This is a genomic window from Pseudomonas sp. P9_31 (assembly GCF_034008235.1).
In the GTDB taxonomy this organism is placed as follows: Bacteria; Pseudomonadota; Gammaproteobacteria; order Pseudomonadales; family Pseudomonadaceae; genus Aquipseudomonas.
Genome location: NZ_CP125375.1, coordinates 5081551 through 5098954, shown reverse-complemented (window position 1 = coordinate 5098954; position 17404 = coordinate 5081551). Strand labels below are relative to the sequence as shown.

Genomic DNA, 17404 nt, shown 5'->3' with positions numbered 1-17404 from the left:
CAGGGTAGGGGTTTGTCCATGCGGCTTTGGGTTTCTTTGACTTAGGAGGTAGGAAATATCGCCGCCTGTCGGGTTCAGGATAAACAAAACTTAACTCGTCTGTACGAGTTGTTGCTTTAACTCGTACAGACGAGTATTTTCGCTTCGGCGTGCTGCCAATAACAAAAAACTACAGCGGAAGAACAAGCATGAGCCATGACTATCCGAACATCGTCACCGAGCTGCTGCACAGCCTCGGTGGCAGCGACAACCTCGAGCAGGCCGCGCACTGTGTCACACGTCTGCGCCTGGCCCTCAAGGACCCGAGCCTGGTCAACAGCGCCACGCTGAACCAAATCGATCTGGTCAAAGGTTCATTCTTTACTGGCGGCCTGTTCCAAGTGGTGATTGGCCCCGGTGAAGTGGAAAAGGTCTACGCCGAGCTGCGCCGGCAAACCGGTCTCGCCGCCTCGACCATCGCCGACGTTAAACAAAAAAGCGTCGACAAGATCCACCCGATTCAGCGATTGGTGCGGGTGTTTTCCGACGTGTTCATGCCAATCCTCCCGGCGCTGATCATTGCCGGCCTGCTGATGGGCATCAACAACCTGATCGGCGCCAAGGGCATGTTCATCGAGGGCAAGACCCTCCTGGAGGCCTACCCGACGCTTGATGGCCTCTGGAGCCTGATCAACCTGATGGCCAATACCTCGTTTGTGTTTCTCCCGGCACTGGTGGGCTGGTCGGCGGCCAAGCGCTTTGGCGGCAGCGAAATCCTTGGCATCGTGCTCGGCCTGATGCTGGTGCACCCGGATCTGCTCAACGCCTGGAACTACGGCAAAGCGGTGGCGGGGCTGGAGGGGCAGAGCCTGCCGTACTTCGACATCCTCGGCCTGTTTCAGATCGAGAAGGTCGGTTATCAGGGGCAAATCCTGCCGATCCTGATGGCGGCCTATGTGATGAGCGTCATCGAAAAGTGGCTGCGGGCGCGAGTGCCTAACGCGGTGCAATTGCTGGTGGTGCCGATCACGACCATCGTCGTCACCGGTGTGCTGGCGCTGGCGGTGATTGGCCCGGTAACCCGCCATCTGGGGATTCTCATCACCGAAGGCGTGGTCACCCTGTTCGACCTGGCGCCCATGGTCGGCGGCGCGATTTTCGGGCTGCTCTACGCACCGCTGGTGATCACCGGCATGCACCACATGTTTCTCGCGGTCGACCTGCAATTGATCTCCACCCAGGGTGGCACTTTCATCTGGCCGATGATCGTCATGTCCAACCTCGCTCAGGGCAGCGCGGCACTGGCGGTGTTCTACATGACCCGCAGCGTGCGGGACAAAAGCATGGCCTCGACCTCGGCGATTTCTGCCTACTTCGGCATCACCGAACCGGCCATGTTCGGGGTCAACCTGCGCTACAAGTTTCCGTTCTATGCGGCCCTGATCGGCTCGGCACTGGGCAGCATTTTCCTGTCGCTGAACAAGGTCCAGGCCTCGGCGATCGGCGTCGGCGGTTTGCCCGGTTTCATCTCGATCATTCCGCAGTTCATCCCGATGTTTGTGGTCGGGATGGTGATTGCCATGGTCGTGCCTTTTGTTCTGACCTGCGGGTTGAGCATGAAGATTGTCCGGCCTGGGTATCGCGTTGCCTGACAGATTGCTATCGCGAGCAGGCTCGCTCCCACATTGGAACGCAATCAACTGTGGAAGCGAGCCTGCTCGCGAAGGGGCCCTCAGGCCGATACAAACCTATTGAAGGAATAGCGCCATGCAAGACTGGCAACGTTCGGTGATCTACCAGATCTACCCGAAGAGTTTTCACAGCCACGCCGGCAACCCCACGGGGGATTTGCTCGGCGTCGTGGCCAAGCTCGATTACCTGCACTGGCTGGGTGTCGATTGCCTGTGGATTACGCCGTTCCTGCGTTCGCCCCAGCGCGACAACGGATACGACATCAGCGATTACTACGCCATCGACCCGAGCTACGGGACCATGGCCGACTGCGAACTGCTGATCGCCGAAGCCGCCAAGCGCGGGATCAAACTGATGCTCGACATCGTGGTCAACCACACATCGATCGAACACACCTGGTTCCAGCAGGCCCGCAGCAGCCTCGATAACCCTTACCGCGATTTTTATATCTGGCGCGACCAGCCGAACAACTGGGAATCCAAGTTCGGCGGTTCAGCCTGGGAGTACGAAGCCCAGACCGGTCAGTATTACCTGCACTTGTTCGACCACACTCAGGCCGACCTGAACTGGGACAACCCCACGGTACGCGCCGAAGTCTTCAAGATGATGCGTTTCTGGCGCGACAAGGGCGTGGGCGGTTTCCGTCTGGACGTGATCAACCTGATTTCCAAACCGGCGAACTTCCCTGAGGACAACACCGACGGTCGGCGTTTCTACACCGACGGCCCGAACGTCCACGAGTACTTGCAGCAGATGTACCGTGAAGTGTTCGAAGGTCACGACCTGATCAACGTCGGCGAGATGTCCTCCACCAGCCTGGAACACTGCATTCGCTACTCACGACCGGAGTCGAAAGAGCTGTCGATGACTTTCAACTTTCATCACTTGAAGGTTGATTACCCGAACCTGCAAAAGTGGATTCGCGCCGATTTCGATTTCCTCGAACTCAAGCGCATCCTCTCCGACTGGCAGACCGGCATGCAGGCTGGCGGGGGCTGGAACGCGTTGTTCTGGTGTAACCATGATCAGCCGCGTGTGGTTTCGCGCTTTGGTGATGATGGCGAGCACCGGGTGGTGTCGGCGAAGATGCTCGGCACCGCGCTGCATTTTCTCCAGGGCACGCCGTTTGTGTATCAAGGCGAAGAGCTGGGCATGACCAATCCGGGGTTCGATCACATCGATCAGTACCGCGATGTCGAGACCCTGAACATCTTCCGGCTCAAGCGTGAGGCAGGTAGCAGCGACGCCGACAACATGGCGGCGATCATGCAGAAGTCCCGGGACAACGGCCGCACGCCGATGCACTGGAACGCCGAGCCGAACGCTGGTTTCAGTGCGGTCGAGCCCTGGATCGGGGTGCCGGCCAATGCCACGCAAATCAACGTCGCCCACCAACTCGACGATCCGGATTCGGTGCTGCATCACTACCGTCAGCTGATTGCCCTGCGCCACAGTGAAACGCTGATGTCTGACGGCGTGTATCGGCAGTTGTTGCCTGAGCACACACAAATTTGGGCGTACGTGCGTGAGGGCCTTGGCGAGCGTTTGCTGGTGCTGAACAACTTCTATGGCTTGCCGTGCGAAGTCGAGCTGCCGTGTGAAGTGATCAATGAATCGATGGTTCAAAGTCTGGTGATCAGTAACTACCCGGACTGTCCGCCACGAAACCGGCAAGTGTTTCTACGGCCTTATGAGTCGTTCGTTCTGCACTTGAGCAACGACTAAAACACTGTTTCAAAACAAACACGCAGAACGCTGCGCGGGGGAGTTTTGCGCGCCGGTTTTGCTGCATCGCACAATAAAAATAACGAGGTGGTTCTTGAAAACAACAATAAATCGTAGCCTTGCAGTCGTGGGTGTGTGCCTGGGATTACCGTTGTCGGCCCAGGCGCTGGAATTCGCCGGCTATTTGCGTAGCGGTGTCGGCACCTCGGTCAACAGCAGTTCCCAGTCGTGCTTTCAATTGCCGGGCGCACAGTCGAAATACCGGCTAGGCAACGAATGCGAACAGTATGCGGAGCTGGAATTGCGTCAGGATCTGTTCACGCTGGACGATGGTTCGGTGCTCAGTGTCGACGGCATGGCCTCGCTGTATAACCAATACGACCGCAGCCTGACGTTCAAGGGCGACAACGGCTCGGTGCGCATGCCGCAGCTGTATGCGCAATGGTCGAACATGCCCGGCTTGAACGGCGGCTCGCTGTGGGCCGGTCGACGTTACTACAAGCGCAACGACATCCATATTTCCGACTTCTACTACTGGAACCAGAGCGCCACCGGCGGCGGGATCGAAGATGTGTTGATCGGCGATCTGAAGTACAGCTACGCCTTCTCGCGCAAGGACAACCTGTACCAGAAGGACTACATCAACCGTCACGATTTCAACGTCGCCGGCTTCAACACCAACCCTGGCGGTGAGCTGGAGTTCGGTCTGAGCTACATCGACAAACCCGACAGCCGCGACGCCCATCGCGGTTGGGCGATCACCACCCAGCATGTGCAGAAGGGCTTTCTGGGCGGCAAGAACAAACTGGCCTTTCAGTACGGCGAAGGCCCCGGCACCGGGTTGGGTTATACCGGTAACGTGAAGCTGGATGACAGCAACAAGAGCTACCGCGTGGTCGAGTTCTTCGACTGGCAAGTGACGCCGCGTTTCGGCGGGCAAGTCGAAGCGGTCTATCAGAAAGACATTCGCCTGGACGGCGCCGACCAGAACTGGATTTCCCTCGGGATTCGCCCGGCCTATGCGATCACCGAGCAAATCAAACTGGTGACCGAACTGGGCCACGATCAGGTCGAGGCCACAGGCGGCACGCGCAAACTGAGCAAGTTCACCTTCGCCCCGACCTGGTCGCCCAAGGGCCCGGAGTTCTGGGCGCGCCCCGAGGTGCGCCTGTATTACACCTATGCCAGCTGGAACGAGGCGGCCAAACGGGCGGCCAATGAACTGGCGGCGGGCTCGGCATTGTCCGACACCGGCGCTTTCGGCACGGCGCGACACGGTTCGAACGTCGGGTTGCAGGTCGAGTATTGGTGGAAATAAACGCCGCATGACCCGGTAGGAGCTGCCGAAGGCTGCGATCTTTTGATCTTGACGTCCTTGCGGGCGCCAACAGATCACAGCCTTCGGCAGCTCCTACCGGGTACCACGAGATCGCAAGCGTCTTTTATACAGAACAAAACAGCAGGTGACGTCATGGCCACACCCCAACAATTGCAACTGCTGGCACCTTTGTCCGGCGTGCTGATGCCGCTGGACCAGGTGCCCGATCAGGTGTTTTCCAGTCGCGTGATCGGTGACGGTCTGTGTATCGACCCGACCTCATCCACCTTGTGCGCACCGCTGGCTGGAGTGATCAGCAATGTGCAGGTCAGCGGGCATGCCGTCAGCATCACCGACGAGAACGGCGTGCAGGTGTTGATGCACATCGGCCTAGACACCGTGAACCTGGCCGGCAAGGGCTTCACCCGGTTGGTGGAGGAAGGTCAGCGGGTTGAGGTGGGGCAGGCGCTGATCGGGTTCGATGCCGATTACATTGCCTTGAACGCCCGTAGTTTGTTGACCTTGATGCTGGTGGTCAGCGGTGAGCCGTTCACCTGGCTGACACCTGAAACGGGCGTGGTGCAAAGCGGTCAGCCACTGCTGAGTCTGAATCCATCCGAAGTGGCGGCCGATGAGCAGATGCCGGAGGAGGGCGAGGCGCTGTTCTCCAAACCGCTGATGCTGCCCAATCTCAATGGCTTGCACGCTCGCCCTGCGGCGGTGTTTGCCCAGGCGGCGAAAGGTTTTTCGGCGAGTATTTGTCTGCATAAACAGCAGGACAGCGCGAACGCCAAATCCCTGGTGGCGATCATGGCGTTGCAGACCGCTCATGGCGACATTGTGCAAGTCAGCGCGGCGGGCGCAGATGCTGAAGTGGCGATCAAGACCCTGGCCGAGTTGCTGGCTGCCGGTTGCGGGGAAGCCGTGACGGTGATGGCAGAGGTTGAACCGGTTGCCGCTGAGGCCTCATCGCTGAAGGTGCTGCGCGGCGTCTGTGCATCGGCGGGGTCGGCGTTTGGCCAGGTGGTGCAGATTGCGCAGCAGACCCTTGAAGTCATTGAATCCGGTCGGGGCGCGCAAGTTGAGCGCGAGCGCCTGTCACGGGCGTTGGCGGCGGCGGTTCTAGGTCTGCAGCAGTTGCGTGACCAGGCCACGGGTGACGCCCAGGCAGATATCTTCAAGGCGCATCAGGAACTGCTCGAAGACCCAAGCCTGCTGGATCAGGCCCTGGCACTGATCGACGCCGGCAAAAGCGCCGGTTTTGCCTGGCGCACAGCCACGGAGTCCACGGCTGACTTGTTCAAAAAACTGGGCAATGCCTTGCTGGCCGAACGGGCAGCGGATTTGGCCGACGTCGGTCAACGGGTGCTCAAGCTGATTCTCGGCGTAGAGGATCAGGCGATGGAGTTGCCGGAAGGGGTGATTCTGATTGCCGAGCAACTGACACCCTCCCAGACGGCTGGCCTGGACACGCGCAAGGTGCTGGGTTTCGCGACGGTCGGCGGTGGCGCCACCAGCCACGTGGCGATCCTCGCGCGGGCCTTCGGCTTGCCGGCGATCTGCGGGTTGCCGGTTCAGGTGCTGGCACTGGCCAATGGCACCCGGGTTTTGCTCGATGCCGACAAGGGCGAGTTGCAGCTGGATCCCGAGCAGGTTGCCATTGAGCAGTTGCAAGCCAATCGTCAGCGACAAAAGAAACGCCAGCAATACGAGCTGGAAAATGCTGCGCTGGCTGCCTGTACCCGCGATGGGCATCACGTTGAAATCACCGCCAACATCGCTTCGCTGGCCGAAGCCAAACAGGCCATGGCGCTAGGCGGCGAGGGCGTCGGTCTGCTGCGTTCGGAGTTTCTTTATCTGGATCGCAATCACGCGCCAAGCCATGACGAGCAGGCATCCACCTACAGCGCTATCGCCCGAGCATTAGGGCCAGCGCGTAATCTGGTGGTGCGAACCCTGGATGTCGGCGGTGACAAACCATTGGCCTACGTGCCGATGGACCGCGAAACCAACCCGTTCCTGGGCATGCGCGGAATTCGTCTGTGCCTGGAGCGTCCGCAGCTGTTGCGCGATCAGTTCAAGGCAATTTTGAGCAGCGCCGGGCTGGCTCGCCTGCACATCATGCTGCCGATGGTTACGCAGCTGTCGGAGCTGCGGCTGGCCCGTCAGCTGCTTGAAGAAGAGGCGCTGGCATTGGGCCTCACGGAACTGCCGAAACTGGGGATCATGATCGAAGTGCCGGCGGCGGCGCTGATGGCTGACCTGTTTGCGCCCGAGGTGGATTTTTTCTCCATCGGCACCAACGACCTGACCCAATACACCCTGGCCATGGACCGCGATCACCCACGGCTGGCCAGTCAGGCCGACAGTTTTCATCCGTCGGTGCTGCGCCTGATCGCCAACACGGTGAAAGCCGCTCATGCCCATGGCAAATGGGTCGGAGTGTGTGGCGCCCTGGCTTCGGAACATCTGGCGGTGCCGCTGTTGCTGGGGCTTGGCGTGGATGAGCTGTCGGTGAGTGTGCCGTTGATTCCGGCGATCAAAGCGGCGGTCCGCGAAGTGGACCTGCTGGATTGTGAGGCCATCGCCCAGCAAGTACTGGGGCTGGAAAGTGCCGAGCAGGTACGCGAGGCATTGCGGCTGCACCATGAGGCGACGGTCGATACTTCACTGGTTCTGGAGAACTGAGCATGTTCGAGAAAATGCAACGGGCGTTCTGGAAGGCGTTGACCCCGGATCTGGTGGTGGATGAGCCGAAAGCGGTGGCTCAAGCCGTTTCCGGGCTGGCGCCGAATGTCGTGGCCGCACTGGGCGGTGTGGATAACCTCAAGTCGCATCAGCCCGTGGCGCTAACCCGGATGCGAGTTGAACTGCGAGATGCGGCGCAGATGGATCGGCAGGCATTGACGGCGGCGGGGGTACCGGGGGTGATGATGCAGGAGGATGGAGTGGTTCATCTGATCACCGGTCTTCAGCCATAACCGGACCTTTGTGGTGAGGGGCGCCCCTAATGCCAGTCAGTTAAGCGAAATCCCTGTGGGAGCGGCTTAACTGGATGGCATTAAGGCTTGCCTGCGAAGACGCCGGATCAGAAGCCCGAAATCTCTGAAACTAATCCGCTGCTGACCGCGCCCGCAACCGCCGCCCAATCACATCCAGCACATCACACCCATCCCGTAACGGAATGGCGCAGAGCAAGGCGAAGTCACTGAGAATGAAGGATTCGCACTCGACCGAACCGCGCATCGACAGGTTCTCAAGCACTTGAGTGACTGCGCGAATTCGATAGCTGGCGGAGTCGGTCAAAACATCGATCGGCGCGTGGGTATCGACGAACAGCGTGGGCATGTCGGTGCAGTTGCTGGTGAGCGCCATGAAGCGGTTGTCGGGGTGGGGAATTGGTTTTTCGTAGGGTGGGTCTGGCGTTAGCGTCGTCATTTGTAATTTCCATGAGTATGAATATGAGCTGCCAACGCACCCTCCTACAGGTTTGGGTGGCAGCCATGCGCAGGAGTAGGAGTGCCGAGCACTCATGGACCTCGGCCACGCCGAAGCGTGTCCCGCGCACAGCCGCCGCGAACGATCTTACGGACACGAATTAAGCGCCACAATCAAACGACAAAGCTGTTGCACCATGAGAGAGGGCTCCTACACCCTGCCACTGCATTCGCAGTGACAGCCAAAGACTATCCACGGATCTCACTTCACACCAGTTCATGGAGACCGATACGTTTTGAAGGAAACTTCCGACGACATTGCCCAGAAATTTCGCCGACTGTAAGACCGCCTTCGCGGGCAAGCCTCGCTCCTACGGAATCGAGGCAGACCGCCAAATAGGGGAACAACTTCAATCCTGTGGGAGCGTGGCTTGCCCGCGATTGAGCGCGAAGCGGTCATAAAATCTATCCGTCTCAGAGATAACAGCGAGTTCTTGTTCGATGCGTGCGACGTGCTCCAACAACGCATGAAAATTAGGCGCGGGGACTTTGCGGGGGATCGATCAGGAAAGAAGTCGGGAAAGGTGGAAATGGATGTAGGGCGATTCCCTGATTGGCGGCGACTAAGTAACGATCAGTGAAGCGGCCACACATTCTGCAATCGCATTGCATCAGACATACCGCGCGACCCCGAAAAGATCGCAGCCTTCGGCAGCTCCTACAGGGTGTACGCCGATCAAATGTAGGAGCTGCCGAAGGCTGCGATCTTTCAAAGGGCCTCGCCAAGGTCTGTGACCATCCGCCGCGCTGCCCTTACTGTTTCTCAACCGCAGGTGTATCGTATTCGCCTTTTGCAGGCTCCTCGCCTGTGGTTGATACGTGAGGTAGTTGATTTCATGTCCTTTACCCGTCGCCAAATCCTCGGTGGCCTGGCCGGTCTTGTTGTCGTTGGTGTCGGAGCCGGTGGCGCGTCGCGTTACTGGCTGGGCAAAATGGCTGACGCTGACGCCGGCCACGACTATGAGCTGATCGCCGCACCGTTGGACGTCGAGCTGGTGGCCGGGCACAAGACCCAGGCCTGGGCGTTCGGTCCATCGGCGCCGGGCACTGAATTGCGCGTGCGTCAGGGCGAATGGCTGCGGGTGCGCTTCATCAACCACCTGCCGGTAGCGACCACCATTCACTGGCACGGCATCCGCCTGCCGCTGGAGATGGACGGCGTGCCGTACGTGTCGCAATTGCCGGTGCTGCCGGGCGAATACTTCGACTACAAATTCCGCGTGCCCGACGCCGGCAGTTACTGGTATCACCCGCACGTGAACAGCAGCGAAGAACTCGGTCGCGGGCTGGTCGGCCCGTTGATCATCGAAGAGCGCGAGCCCACCGGGTTCAAGTACGAAAAGATCTTGAGCCTCAAGAGCTGGCATGTCGATGAAGAAGGCGCTTTCGTGCCGTTCAGCATTCCTCGCGAAGCGGCCCGTGGCGGTACGGCCGGGCGCCTGTCGACCATCAATGGCGTCTCGCAAGCGGTGATCGACTTGCCCGCCGGGCAGATCACCCGCGTACGCGTGCTCAACCTCGACAACACCCTGACTTATCGCCTCAACATCCCCGGCGTCGAAGCGCAGATCTACGCACTGGACGGCAATCCCATCGAACCGCGCCCACTGGGCAAGGAATACTGGCTCGGCCCCGGCATGCGCATTTGCCTTGCGATCAAGGCCCCGCCAGCCGGCGAAGAACTGTCCCTGCGCAACGGCCCGGTACGCCTGGGCACCTTCCGCACGGTGGCCAATACCGACGCGCCGACCGAATGGCCGCCGGCGCTGCCCGCCAACCCGGTGGCCGAGCCGGACCTGGCCAATGCCGAGAAACTCAACTTCAATTTTGAATGGGTGGGCTCGGTGTCGGTCAACGTCGACAACGGCAAGCCACCCAGCCTGTGGCAAATCAACGGCAAGGCCTGGGACATCACCGACAAGACCTGCGCCGATCGACCGATTGCCAAGCTCGTAAAGGGCAAAAGCTATATTTTCGAATTGAAGAACATGACTCAGTATCAGCACCCGATCCACCTGCATGGCATGAGCTTCAAGGTCATTGCCTCGAACCGGCACAAGGTCATCCCGTACTTCACCGACACGTACCTGTTGGGCAAGAACGAGCGCGCGCAAGTGGCGCTGGTGGCGGATAACCCAGGGGTGTGGATGTTCCATTGCCATGTGATCGATCACATGGAAACCGGCCTGATGGCCGCCATCGAGGTGGCGTGATGCGTCAGATTCGCCCCGCAGCGATTATCGACCGCAGCCGTGATCGTGATTTCATGCGCGAAGCCCTGGCCCTGGCCGCTCAAGGCGCGGCGCTGGGTGAAGTGCCGGTGGGCGCGGTGCTGGTGCAGGACGGTGAAATCATCGGGCGCGGTTTCAATTGCCCGATCAGCGGCAACGACCCGAGTGCCCACGCCGAGATGGTCGCGATCCGCGCCGCTGCCCAGGCCGCCAGCAACTATCGCCTGCCGGGCAGTACGCTTTACGTGACGCTTGAGCCGTGCAGCATGTGCGCCGGGCTGATCGTGCATTCGCGGATCGCGCGGGTGGTGTATGGCGCGCTGGAACCCAAGGCCGGGATTGTGCAGAGCCAGGGGCAGTTCTTTACCCAGGGCTTTTTGAATCACCGGGTGTTGTATGAAGGGGGGGTGTTGGCGGAGGAATGCGGTGCGGTGTTGAGTGAGTTCTTCAAGGCCCGTAGAGCCAAGCCAGCAGACTAAACACCGAACCATTGTGGGAGCGAGCCTGCTCGCGATAGCGGACTAACATCCAACATCTTCGTTGGCTGAAAGGCCCTCATCGCGAGCAGGCTCGCTCCCACAAGTGATCTCCATTGTTTGGGAGACCGGTGTTTTATTTGCGGGCGACAATCACCGCACGCATCGGCGCCGGCAGCCCTTCAATCGTCTTGCTGTGATCTTGCGGGTCAAGGAAATCGCTCAACGACTGATACTTCATCCACTCCGTCCCGCGTTGTTCCTCGACCGTGGTCACGCTGACATCCACGCATCGCACATCGCTGAAGCCAGCGCGGCGCAGCCACAGTTCCAGCGCCGGCACCGACGGCAGGAACCAGACGTTACGCATCTGCGCGTAACGGTCTTCCGGCACCAACACCTGCTGCTGATCGCCTTCGATCACCAGCGTCTCCAACACCAGTTCACCGCCCTTGACCAGGCAATCCTTCAGCGCCAGCAAATGCTCGATCGGCGAGCGGCGGTGGTAAAACACGCCCATGGAAAACACTGTGTCGAAGCCTTCCAGATTCGGCGGCAGGTCTTCGAAAGGGAAGGGCAGATGCCAGGCATTGGGCTCGGACAAGTAACGCTGCACCGCCTGGAACTGACAGAAAAACAGCCAGTTCGGGTCGACGCCGATCACGCTGTCGGCCCCGGCGCCGAGCATGCGCCACATGTAGTAACCGTTGCCACAGCCGACATCGAGGATGCGTTTGCCTTTCAGGTCCAGGTGCGGAGCTACCCGAGACCACTTCCAGTCCGAACGCCATTCGGTGTCGACATGCACGCCGAACAGGTCGAACGGCCCTTTACGCCAGGGCGACAAGCCCATCAGCGCGGTGCGCATTTGCGCGCGGGTCTCAAAGTCGCAATCGGTGTCCAGTTTCAAACCGTTCAACAAGTCGACTTCGCTTGGCCGGATCTTCGGCAGCGCGTCCAGCGCGCTTTGCCAGCGTTCCAGGTCGCCGTGACCTTTTTCCATTTTCTTGTCGAGTTGCGCTTGCAGGGTATTGGCCCATTCGGCCAGCGGAGTACCGGCCAAACGGCGGGCGAGGGGGGACAGATCAATCATGGCAAGGCAATCAACGAGGCAAAGTTAAGACACTGGAACCACGGCACGACTTTCGAGAACCCGGCGGCCAGCAGGCGTTCGCGGTGTTCTTCGAGGCTGTCGGGCTTCATGACATTTTCGATGGCGCTGCGCTTCTGGGCGATTTCCAGTTCGCTGTAGCCGTTGGCGCGCTTGAAGGCCACGTGCAGGTCGGTGAGCAGCGCGTGTTCTTCGGGGTCGTTGAAGCGCAGCTTCTCCGAGAGGATCAGCGCGCCACCGGGCAATAGCGATTGGTGGATGCGCGAGAGCAGTGCGGTGCGTTGGTCCGGGGCGATGAATTGCAGGGTGAAGTTCAACGCCACCACCGAAGCTGGCTGGAATTGCAGGGCAAGAATGTCGCCCTCGATCACTTCCACCGGCAGCAACTCCTGGAACATCGAGTCCTGGCCGTTGAGGTATTCGCGGCAACGTTCGACCATGGCCGCGGAGTTATCCACAGCGATCACCCGGCAACCGTCGGTGCGTACGTGACGGCGCAAGGCCTGAGTCACGGCGCCCAAAGACGAGCCCAAATCGTAGAGCACGCTGTTGGGCTGAGCGAACTGCGCGGCGAGCACGCCGAGGTTTTCAACGATGGTCGGATAACCCGGCACCGAGCGCTTGATCATGTCCGGGAACACCCGCACCACGTCCTCGTTAAAGGCGAAGTCAGGTACCTGGGCCAAGGGCTGGGCGAAAAGGCGATCGGATTCTTTGCTCACGGCGGTTCCAGCGGCATAGGTGGAAAAGGCCGGCATTTTAGCCAAGTTGGCGCGTGGATGCGCGGATTGTCTGATAAACCGCCGTGGTGGGGCGTTGAGGTCTGTGTCTTCAGCTATACCGCTTTCGCGAGCAAGCCCGCTCCCACAGTGGTTCTGAGTCGGACGCAAGAAAGATGTTCAGCATTGATCAAATGTGGGAGCGGGCTTGCTCGCGAAGAATTCAGCGCGGTTTCTGGGCGAACGCCGAAGCCGCAATCCCCCATTGCCCCAACCAGTAACTGAGGATGATCACGTACGGCGCGGCATGAAATGGCATCACAAACCGGTTAATGCCAATCACGCTGTCAGAAAACACGAATGCCACCGCTCCCGCCGCTGCCAGCAGCGCCGAGCGTTTGGGCACATCGGTGCCGAGTCGGGCCAGGGCGCGCCAGAGCATGGCGCTGATGGCCAGACCGTAGACGATCACCGGGACCAGCAGCGGCCCAAGCCATTGGAAATCAGAATCCCCAGCAGCACGGCCCCCACGCCGAAGGCGAGGATCAGCGGCAACACAGCCAGACGCCGGCAATCGCTCAAATAAGCCTTCAGATACGCCAAATGCGCGAGCAAAAATGCTCCAAGTCCAAACACGAACAAGTCTTGCGGCCATGCCAGCAACACATCGCCGACCAAGGAGAAAATCAAACCCAGGCTGATCCAGCGCCGATAGTCGCTGGGCGGTGCGTCGTGCAACCAGCCGAGCAGGGCCAGCACCGGTAGCGGTTTGACCAGCAGGCAGAGCAACGCGGCATGCACGCTCAGGCCATACAGAAAGGTCACCGCGCCCATCAGCGCCAGGATCAGCCAGCCCACAATCAGTTAACCGCGATGGCGCAGTCGAAGGTTTTCACGGCCGGTACTTCCGGTGCCCACGGTTGTGAGTAAGTCAGCCGCAAGCGGCCAGTGCCGGTGGCGAAGGCCTGGAAGCGCCAGGTCGAGAGGCCGGCACTGCCGACGATCCCGGCGTCTTCCGGGTTGCTGTAAACCTCGGGGCTGAGCGCGCGCAACACGCCGCCGGCCGAATCCTGGATCGCCCAGCGGTAACCCGTGGTCGGGTTGCTTGGCAGGGTCAGGATCAGGTTTTGCCCGTTGTGCAGTTTCGCCGGGCATTCGCTTTGTTTTTCCACCGTCACGTTCTGTTTTGGCTGCGTGGCGCAAGCGCTCAGCAGAGCAAGGGCGAGGGGGACAAGCAGGCGAGTGGGGGACATAAGATCAGCGGCTCCAGCGTTCACGACGAACGGCGAGCATAACTGAAGATGAGACAAAGTGTGACGGTCATGCCCGTCAGTCAAACGCAATCCATGTGGGAGCGGCGGTGCGCCGCTCCCACAGGGTTTAGAGTGTGCCGAAAACTTTCTTCGCCAAACTGGTCGCCGCCGCCGCAGGGTTCTGGCGAATGCTTTCTTCCTGCTTGCCAATCATCTCGAACAAACCGTTCAACGCCTGCTCGGTCACGTAGCTTTCGATGTTGGCACTTTTCGCATCCAGCACACCCAGTGTCGCGGCTTGTCCGGCGAACGCGTTGTACTGCTGGGCCAGGCCGACCTGGTCGGTGGCTTGCTTGACGATCGGCAGGAATTTGGTGCGGATCTGTTCGCGGCTGGTTTTACTCAGGTACTGGGTGGCTGAATCCTTGCCGCCGCTGAGAATCCCCTTGGCATCTTCCACGGTCATCTTCTTCACAGCATCCACCAGAATCGGCTGGGCCTGCGTCACCGCCGCTTCAGCCGCTTTGTTCATGCTGGTTTCCAGTTGATCGACCTGGTCACCCATGCCGAACTGTTTCATTTTCTTCGCGACTTTGCCCAGTTTGCCCGGCAGTTCGATTTTCACGTCCGGGTTATTACTGAAGCCGCCGGGCGTGCCAAGTTGTTTGACGGCCAGTTGCGCACCTTGGGTCAGGGCGTCCTTGAGACCGCCGGTGGCGTCTTGTTGCGACAGGTCACTGAGTGACAGTGCCAGGGCATTAGCGCAAATCATCAAGCCTGCGCACAGGCCGGCGAAGCGAAGGGTAGGGCGGAGCATGGCGGCTTCCTTGTTCGGAAAAAGGTTCAGAAAAGAGAGTTGGCGGATGTAGAAATTTAGTCGGTCTGCACCGCAGCCGCGACTTGATCCGCCGCATCTTCACTGCGATGCAAGGCTACCTGACGGATCGACAAGCGAATCTCCGCTGACAACACCCGTTTGGCTGCGCCTTCGGCCAGTTCGCCGAGCAGTTCGTGATAGCTGAGTTTGCCGGCTTCGTCGCGGCGCAGCACGTCGAGGTCCAGCATCGTCTGGATGAAGTGACGGAACAGACTCTTGTCGAAGAACTCCGGGGCGTTCAGGCCGTGGAGGATCGACAGGCGCTGGGCCATGACCGTACAGAGGTCTTCGAGTTCTTCGGCGCTGAGGCTGTTCTGGCCGCTGTTGAGCAGCAGGGAAACGGTCATGTAGAAGCGCTGCAAAGTCTGGGCGATGCTTTTCGACAGCAGCGTCAGCAGCACGAAATGCCGCGAGCTCGGTGCCGGACGCAGGTACGCGCCCTTCTCGAAGCGCAGCAGGCCCTGCTCGACGAAGGCTTCGAGCCATTGATCGATCACGCCATCGAGTTCGTCCAGCGTCCAGCGAATGAACAGTTCCGATTGCAAGTACGGATACAGCGCACGGGTGTAGCGCAGGATCTGCTCGCGGCTCATGCGCGACGCGTTCTGGAAGAAACTCGCCAGCAACGCCGGCAACGCGAAGATGTGCAGCACGTTGTTGCGGTAGTAGGTCATCAGGACGGCGTTTTGTTCGTCCAGGTACAGAATCTTGCCCAGCGCATCGCTCTGCTCGGACAGCAGGTCCATGTCCTTCACATGCTCGATCAGTGCCCGACCGTCACCGTCCGGCAGGGTGGTGTGCGGCGAATAAGGAACCTTGCGCAACAGCGCCAGATACAAGTCGAGCACCCGCGCCATGGCGCGATCGTCCAGCGCCAGGCGGCTGGTGGATAGCAGCGCCAGGGCCACCAGGTTCACCGGGTTGATCGCCGCCGCTTCGTTCAGATGCTGTGCGACTTTTTCGCCGAGGCGGTTGGTGGTTTCGTTGAGCCAGGCGGGTTTGAATTGCGGGCCGAGTTCCTGTTGGCGCCAGTCGGGTTGTTCGCTGTCGAGGAACTCCGCCAGTTTGATCGGCTCACCGAAGTTGACCGCGACCTGACCGAAGCGCTGTTTGAGTGCGCCGATGACTTTGAAGATGTCGAAGATCGATTCTTTCTTTTTGCTCGCGCCACGCAATTCGCCGAGGTAGGTGCGGCCTTCCAGCACACGCTCATAGCCGATGTACACCGGCACGAAGACGATCGGCATGCGCGATGAACGCAGGAAGCTGCGCAGGGTGATCGCGAGCATCCCGGTTTTCGGTTGCAGCATGCGCCCGGTGCGCGAACGGCCGCCCTCGACGAAGTACTCGACCGGGAAGCCCTTGGTGAACAGGGTATGCAGGTATTCGTTGAACACCGAGGTGTAGAGCGGGTTGCCCTTGAAGGTGCGGCGCATGAAGAACGCCCCGCCACGGCGCAGCAGGCTGCCGATCACCGGCATGTTGAGGTTGATCCCGGCGGCAACGTGGGGCGGGGTCAGGCCGTTGCGGAACAGCAGATAGGAGAGCAGCAGGTAGTCGATATGGCTGCGATGGCACGGCACGTAGATCACTTCGTGACCTTGGGCGACTTTCTGCACACCTTCGATGTGGTTGACTTTGATCCCGTCGTAGATCTTGTTCCAGAACCAGCTCAGCACCACTTCCAGAAAACGGATCGCGGTGTAGGTGTAGTCCGAGGCGATCTCGTTGCCGTAGCGCAGGGCCTGGGCCTTGGCTTTCTCCGGGGAGATGTTCTCGCGCTCGGCTTCATCGAGGATCGCTTGCTTGACCAAGGGCTGATTGAGCAGGCCTTTGACCAGATTGCGGCGGTGGGAAATGTCCGGGCCGATCACCGCGGCTTTCAGGTTGCGAAAGTGCACCCGCAGGATGCGCTGGGCCATGCGCACGGTGCGCTCGTGGCCTTTGTTGTGTTCGATCAGTTCACGCAGGTGAATCGGCGCGGAAAACTGCACGCGGGTCTTGCGGCCCAGCACAACGATGCTCAGCAAGCGGCGCAGACGCCCGGTAACCGCCCAGCTGTCGGCGAACAGCAGTTTCCACGGGCTCGACTCGCTGTCCGGCGACTGGCCCCAGAACACGCTGACCGGAATGATCTGCGCATCTTCGGCGGCGTTCTGGCTCAGGGCGCTGACCAGGCGGGTCAGGGTTGGCGGCGCGCCGCGTTTGTCCTGACGGCCGAGCCAGTCGGGCTCTGGCGTCAGGTAAAAGAACGCGGCGGGTTCTGCCAGCGCACCCACCGATACCGGCAATACCGGGCGGGGCAGGCCGGCCTTGCTGCATTCGGCATCGACCACGGCGAGGTCGGTCAGTGAAGGGTTTTGCAGGACGTAGAACACCGGCCGGCTGCGGTCGAGGTTGAGGGTGAACGACGACTGGTTGATCGTCTCTGAGCGAACCCAGAGGTACAACAGTCGGCGCAGGGTGCCAAACACAAGACGGCGAAACGGGGAACGGGTCATACGGCATCTGCATAAGTGAATAAAA

Annotated in this window: 13 protein-coding genes and 1 pseudogene; 7 read left to right on the top strand and 7 right to left on the bottom strand. The window is 60.2% G+C overall.

Going from position 1 to position 17404, the window contains the following annotated elements; genetic code table 11:
- The first annotated feature begins 188 nt into the window (after nt 1–188).
- From treP to QMK51_RS23065, 5 genes are all read left to right on the top strand, one after another.
- On the top strand, nt 189–1631 hold the full coding sequence (treP, locus tag QMK51_RS23085) for a PTS system trehalose-specific EIIBC component (RefSeq protein WP_320392093.1): 1443 nt from the start codon (nt 189–191) through the stop codon (nt 1629–1631).
- 115 nt (nt 1632–1746) lie between these two features.
- Entirely contained in the window at nt 1747–3396 is a 1650-nt protein-coding gene (gene treC, locus QMK51_RS23080) for an alpha,alpha-phosphotrehalase (protein WP_320392091.1), read from the top strand.
- Nucleotides 3397–3490: 94 nt separating this feature from the next.
- On the top strand, nt 3491–4714 hold the full coding sequence (locus QMK51_RS23075; protein WP_320392089.1) for a carbohydrate porin: 1224 nt from the start codon (nt 3491–3493) through the stop codon (nt 4712–4714).
- Nucleotides 4715–4867: 153 nt separating this feature from the next.
- A complete protein-coding gene (gene ptsP, locus QMK51_RS23070) occupies nt 4868–7402 on the top strand; it encodes a phosphoenolpyruvate--protein phosphotransferase (RefSeq protein ID WP_320392087.1) in 2535 nt (844 codons plus the stop codon).
- Nucleotides 7403–7404: 2 nt separating this feature from the next.
- Nucleotides 7405–7695, top strand: coding sequence for a PTS transporter subunit EIIB (locus tag QMK51_RS23065; RefSeq protein WP_320392085.1), 291 nt, complete (start codon nt 7405–7407; stop codon nt 7693–7695).
- A 130-nt stretch (nt 7696–7825) separates the two neighbouring features.
- On the opposite strand, the gene QMK51_RS23060 is transcribed toward QMK51_RS23065, so the two are convergent.
- A complete protein-coding gene (locus tag QMK51_RS23060) occupies nt 7826–8152 on the bottom strand; it encodes a hypothetical protein (protein ID WP_320392083.1) in 327 nt (108 codons plus the stop codon).
- A gap of 895 nt (nt 8153–9047) precedes the next feature.
- Here QMK51_RS23060 and QMK51_RS23055 point away from each other — a divergent pair.
- Together QMK51_RS23055 and tadA are read left to right on the top strand one after the other, a co-directional pair.
- A complete protein-coding gene (locus tag QMK51_RS23055) occupies nt 9048–10424 on the top strand; it encodes a multicopper oxidase family protein (protein ID WP_320392081.1) in 1377 nt (458 codons plus the stop codon).
- Nucleotides 10424–10921 (top strand): tRNA adenosine(34) deaminase TadA, encoded by a 498-nt coding sequence (gene tadA, locus QMK51_RS23050; RefSeq protein ID WP_008014671.1) that lies wholly within the window; start codon nt 10424–10426, stop codon nt 10919–10921. Before QMK51_RS23055 ends, tadA begins: the two co-directional genes overlap by 1 nt.
- Nucleotides 10922–11054: 133 nt before the next feature.
- On the opposite strand, the gene cmoB is transcribed toward tadA, so the two are convergent.
- The 6 genes and pseudogenes from cmoB to plsB all read right to left on the bottom strand — a co-directional run bounded on the left by cmoB (nt 11055) and on the right by plsB (nt 17379).
- Nucleotides 11055–12011: a tRNA 5-methoxyuridine(34)/uridine 5-oxyacetic acid(34) synthase CmoB gene (gene cmoB / locus QMK51_RS23045; protein WP_320392077.1), complete on the bottom strand. Its 957-nt coding sequence runs from the start codon at nt 12009–12011 to the stop codon at nt 11055–11057.
- Complete coding sequence (gene cmoA / locus QMK51_RS23040) at nt 12008–12787, bottom strand: carboxy-S-adenosyl-L-methionine synthase CmoA (protein ID WP_320394555.1); 780 nt, start codon at nt 12785–12787, stop codon at nt 12008–12010. Before cmoA ends, cmoB begins: the two co-directional genes overlap by 4 nt.
- A gap of 184 nt (nt 12788–12971) precedes the next feature.
- Nucleotides 12972–13606: pseudogene (locus QMK51_RS23035) on the bottom strand (lysoplasmalogenase).
- A gap of 2 nt (nt 13607–13608) precedes the next feature.
- Nucleotides 13609–14001 carry a protease inhibitor I42 family protein gene (locus QMK51_RS23030; protein ID WP_320392075.1) on the bottom strand — a complete coding sequence of 131 codons (393 nt, stop codon included), beginning with the start codon at nt 13999–14001 and terminating at the stop codon, nt 13609–13611.
- A gap of 127 nt (nt 14002–14128) precedes the next feature.
- A complete protein-coding gene (locus QMK51_RS23025; protein ID WP_258697378.1) occupies nt 14129–14818 on the bottom strand; it encodes a DUF4197 domain-containing protein in 690 nt (229 codons plus the stop codon).
- A 56-nt stretch (nt 14819–14874) separates the two neighbouring features.
- On the bottom strand, nt 14875–17379 hold the full coding sequence (gene plsB, locus QMK51_RS23020; RefSeq protein WP_320392074.1) for a glycerol-3-phosphate 1-O-acyltransferase PlsB: 2505 nt from the start codon (nt 17377–17379) through the stop codon (nt 14875–14877).
- Between the last annotated feature and the right edge of the window lie 25 nt (nt 17380–17404).

Coding starts and splice junctions, on each gene's coding strand:
- treP (WP_320392093.1), top strand. CDS start 189: ATGAGCCATGACTATCCGAACATCGTCACCGAGCTGCTGCACAGCCTC.
- treC (WP_320392091.1), top strand. CDS start 1,747: ATGCAAGACTGGCAACGTTCGGTGATCTACCAGATCTACCCGAAGAGT.
- ptsP (WP_320392087.1), top strand. CDS start 4,868: ATGGCCACACCCCAACAATTGCAACTGCTGGCACCTTTGTCCGGCGTG.
- QMK51_RS23065 (WP_320392085.1), top strand. CDS start 7,405: ATGTTCGAGAAAATGCAACGGGCGTTCTGGAAGGCGTTGACCCCGGAT.
- QMK51_RS23060 (WP_320392083.1), bottom strand. CDS start 8,152: ATGACGACGCTAACGCCAGACCCACCCTACGAAAAACCAATTCCCCAC.
- QMK51_RS23055 (WP_320392081.1), top strand. CDS start 9,048: ATGTCCTTTACCCGTCGCCAAATCCTCGGTGGCCTGGCCGGTCTTGTT.
- tadA (WP_008014671.1), top strand. CDS start 10,424: ATGCGTCAGATTCGCCCCGCAGCGATTATCGACCGCAGCCGTGATCGT.
- cmoB (WP_320392077.1), bottom strand. CDS start 12,011: ATGATTGATCTGTCCCCCCTCGCCCGCCGTTTGGCCGGTACTCCGCTG.
- cmoA (WP_320394555.1), bottom strand. CDS start 12,787: ATGCCGGCCTTTTCCACCTATGCCGCTGGAACCGCCGTGAGCAAAGAA.
- QMK51_RS23030 (WP_320392075.1), bottom strand. CDS start 14,001: ATGTCCCCCACTCGCCTGCTTGTCCCCCTCGCCCTTGCTCTGCTGAGC.
- QMK51_RS23025 (WP_258697378.1), bottom strand. CDS start 14,818: ATGCTCCGCCCTACCCTTCGCTTCGCCGGCCTGTGCGCAGGCTTGATG.
- plsB (WP_320392074.1), bottom strand. CDS start 17,379: ATGACCCGTTCCCCGTTTCGCCGTCTTGTGTTTGGCACCCTGCGCCGA.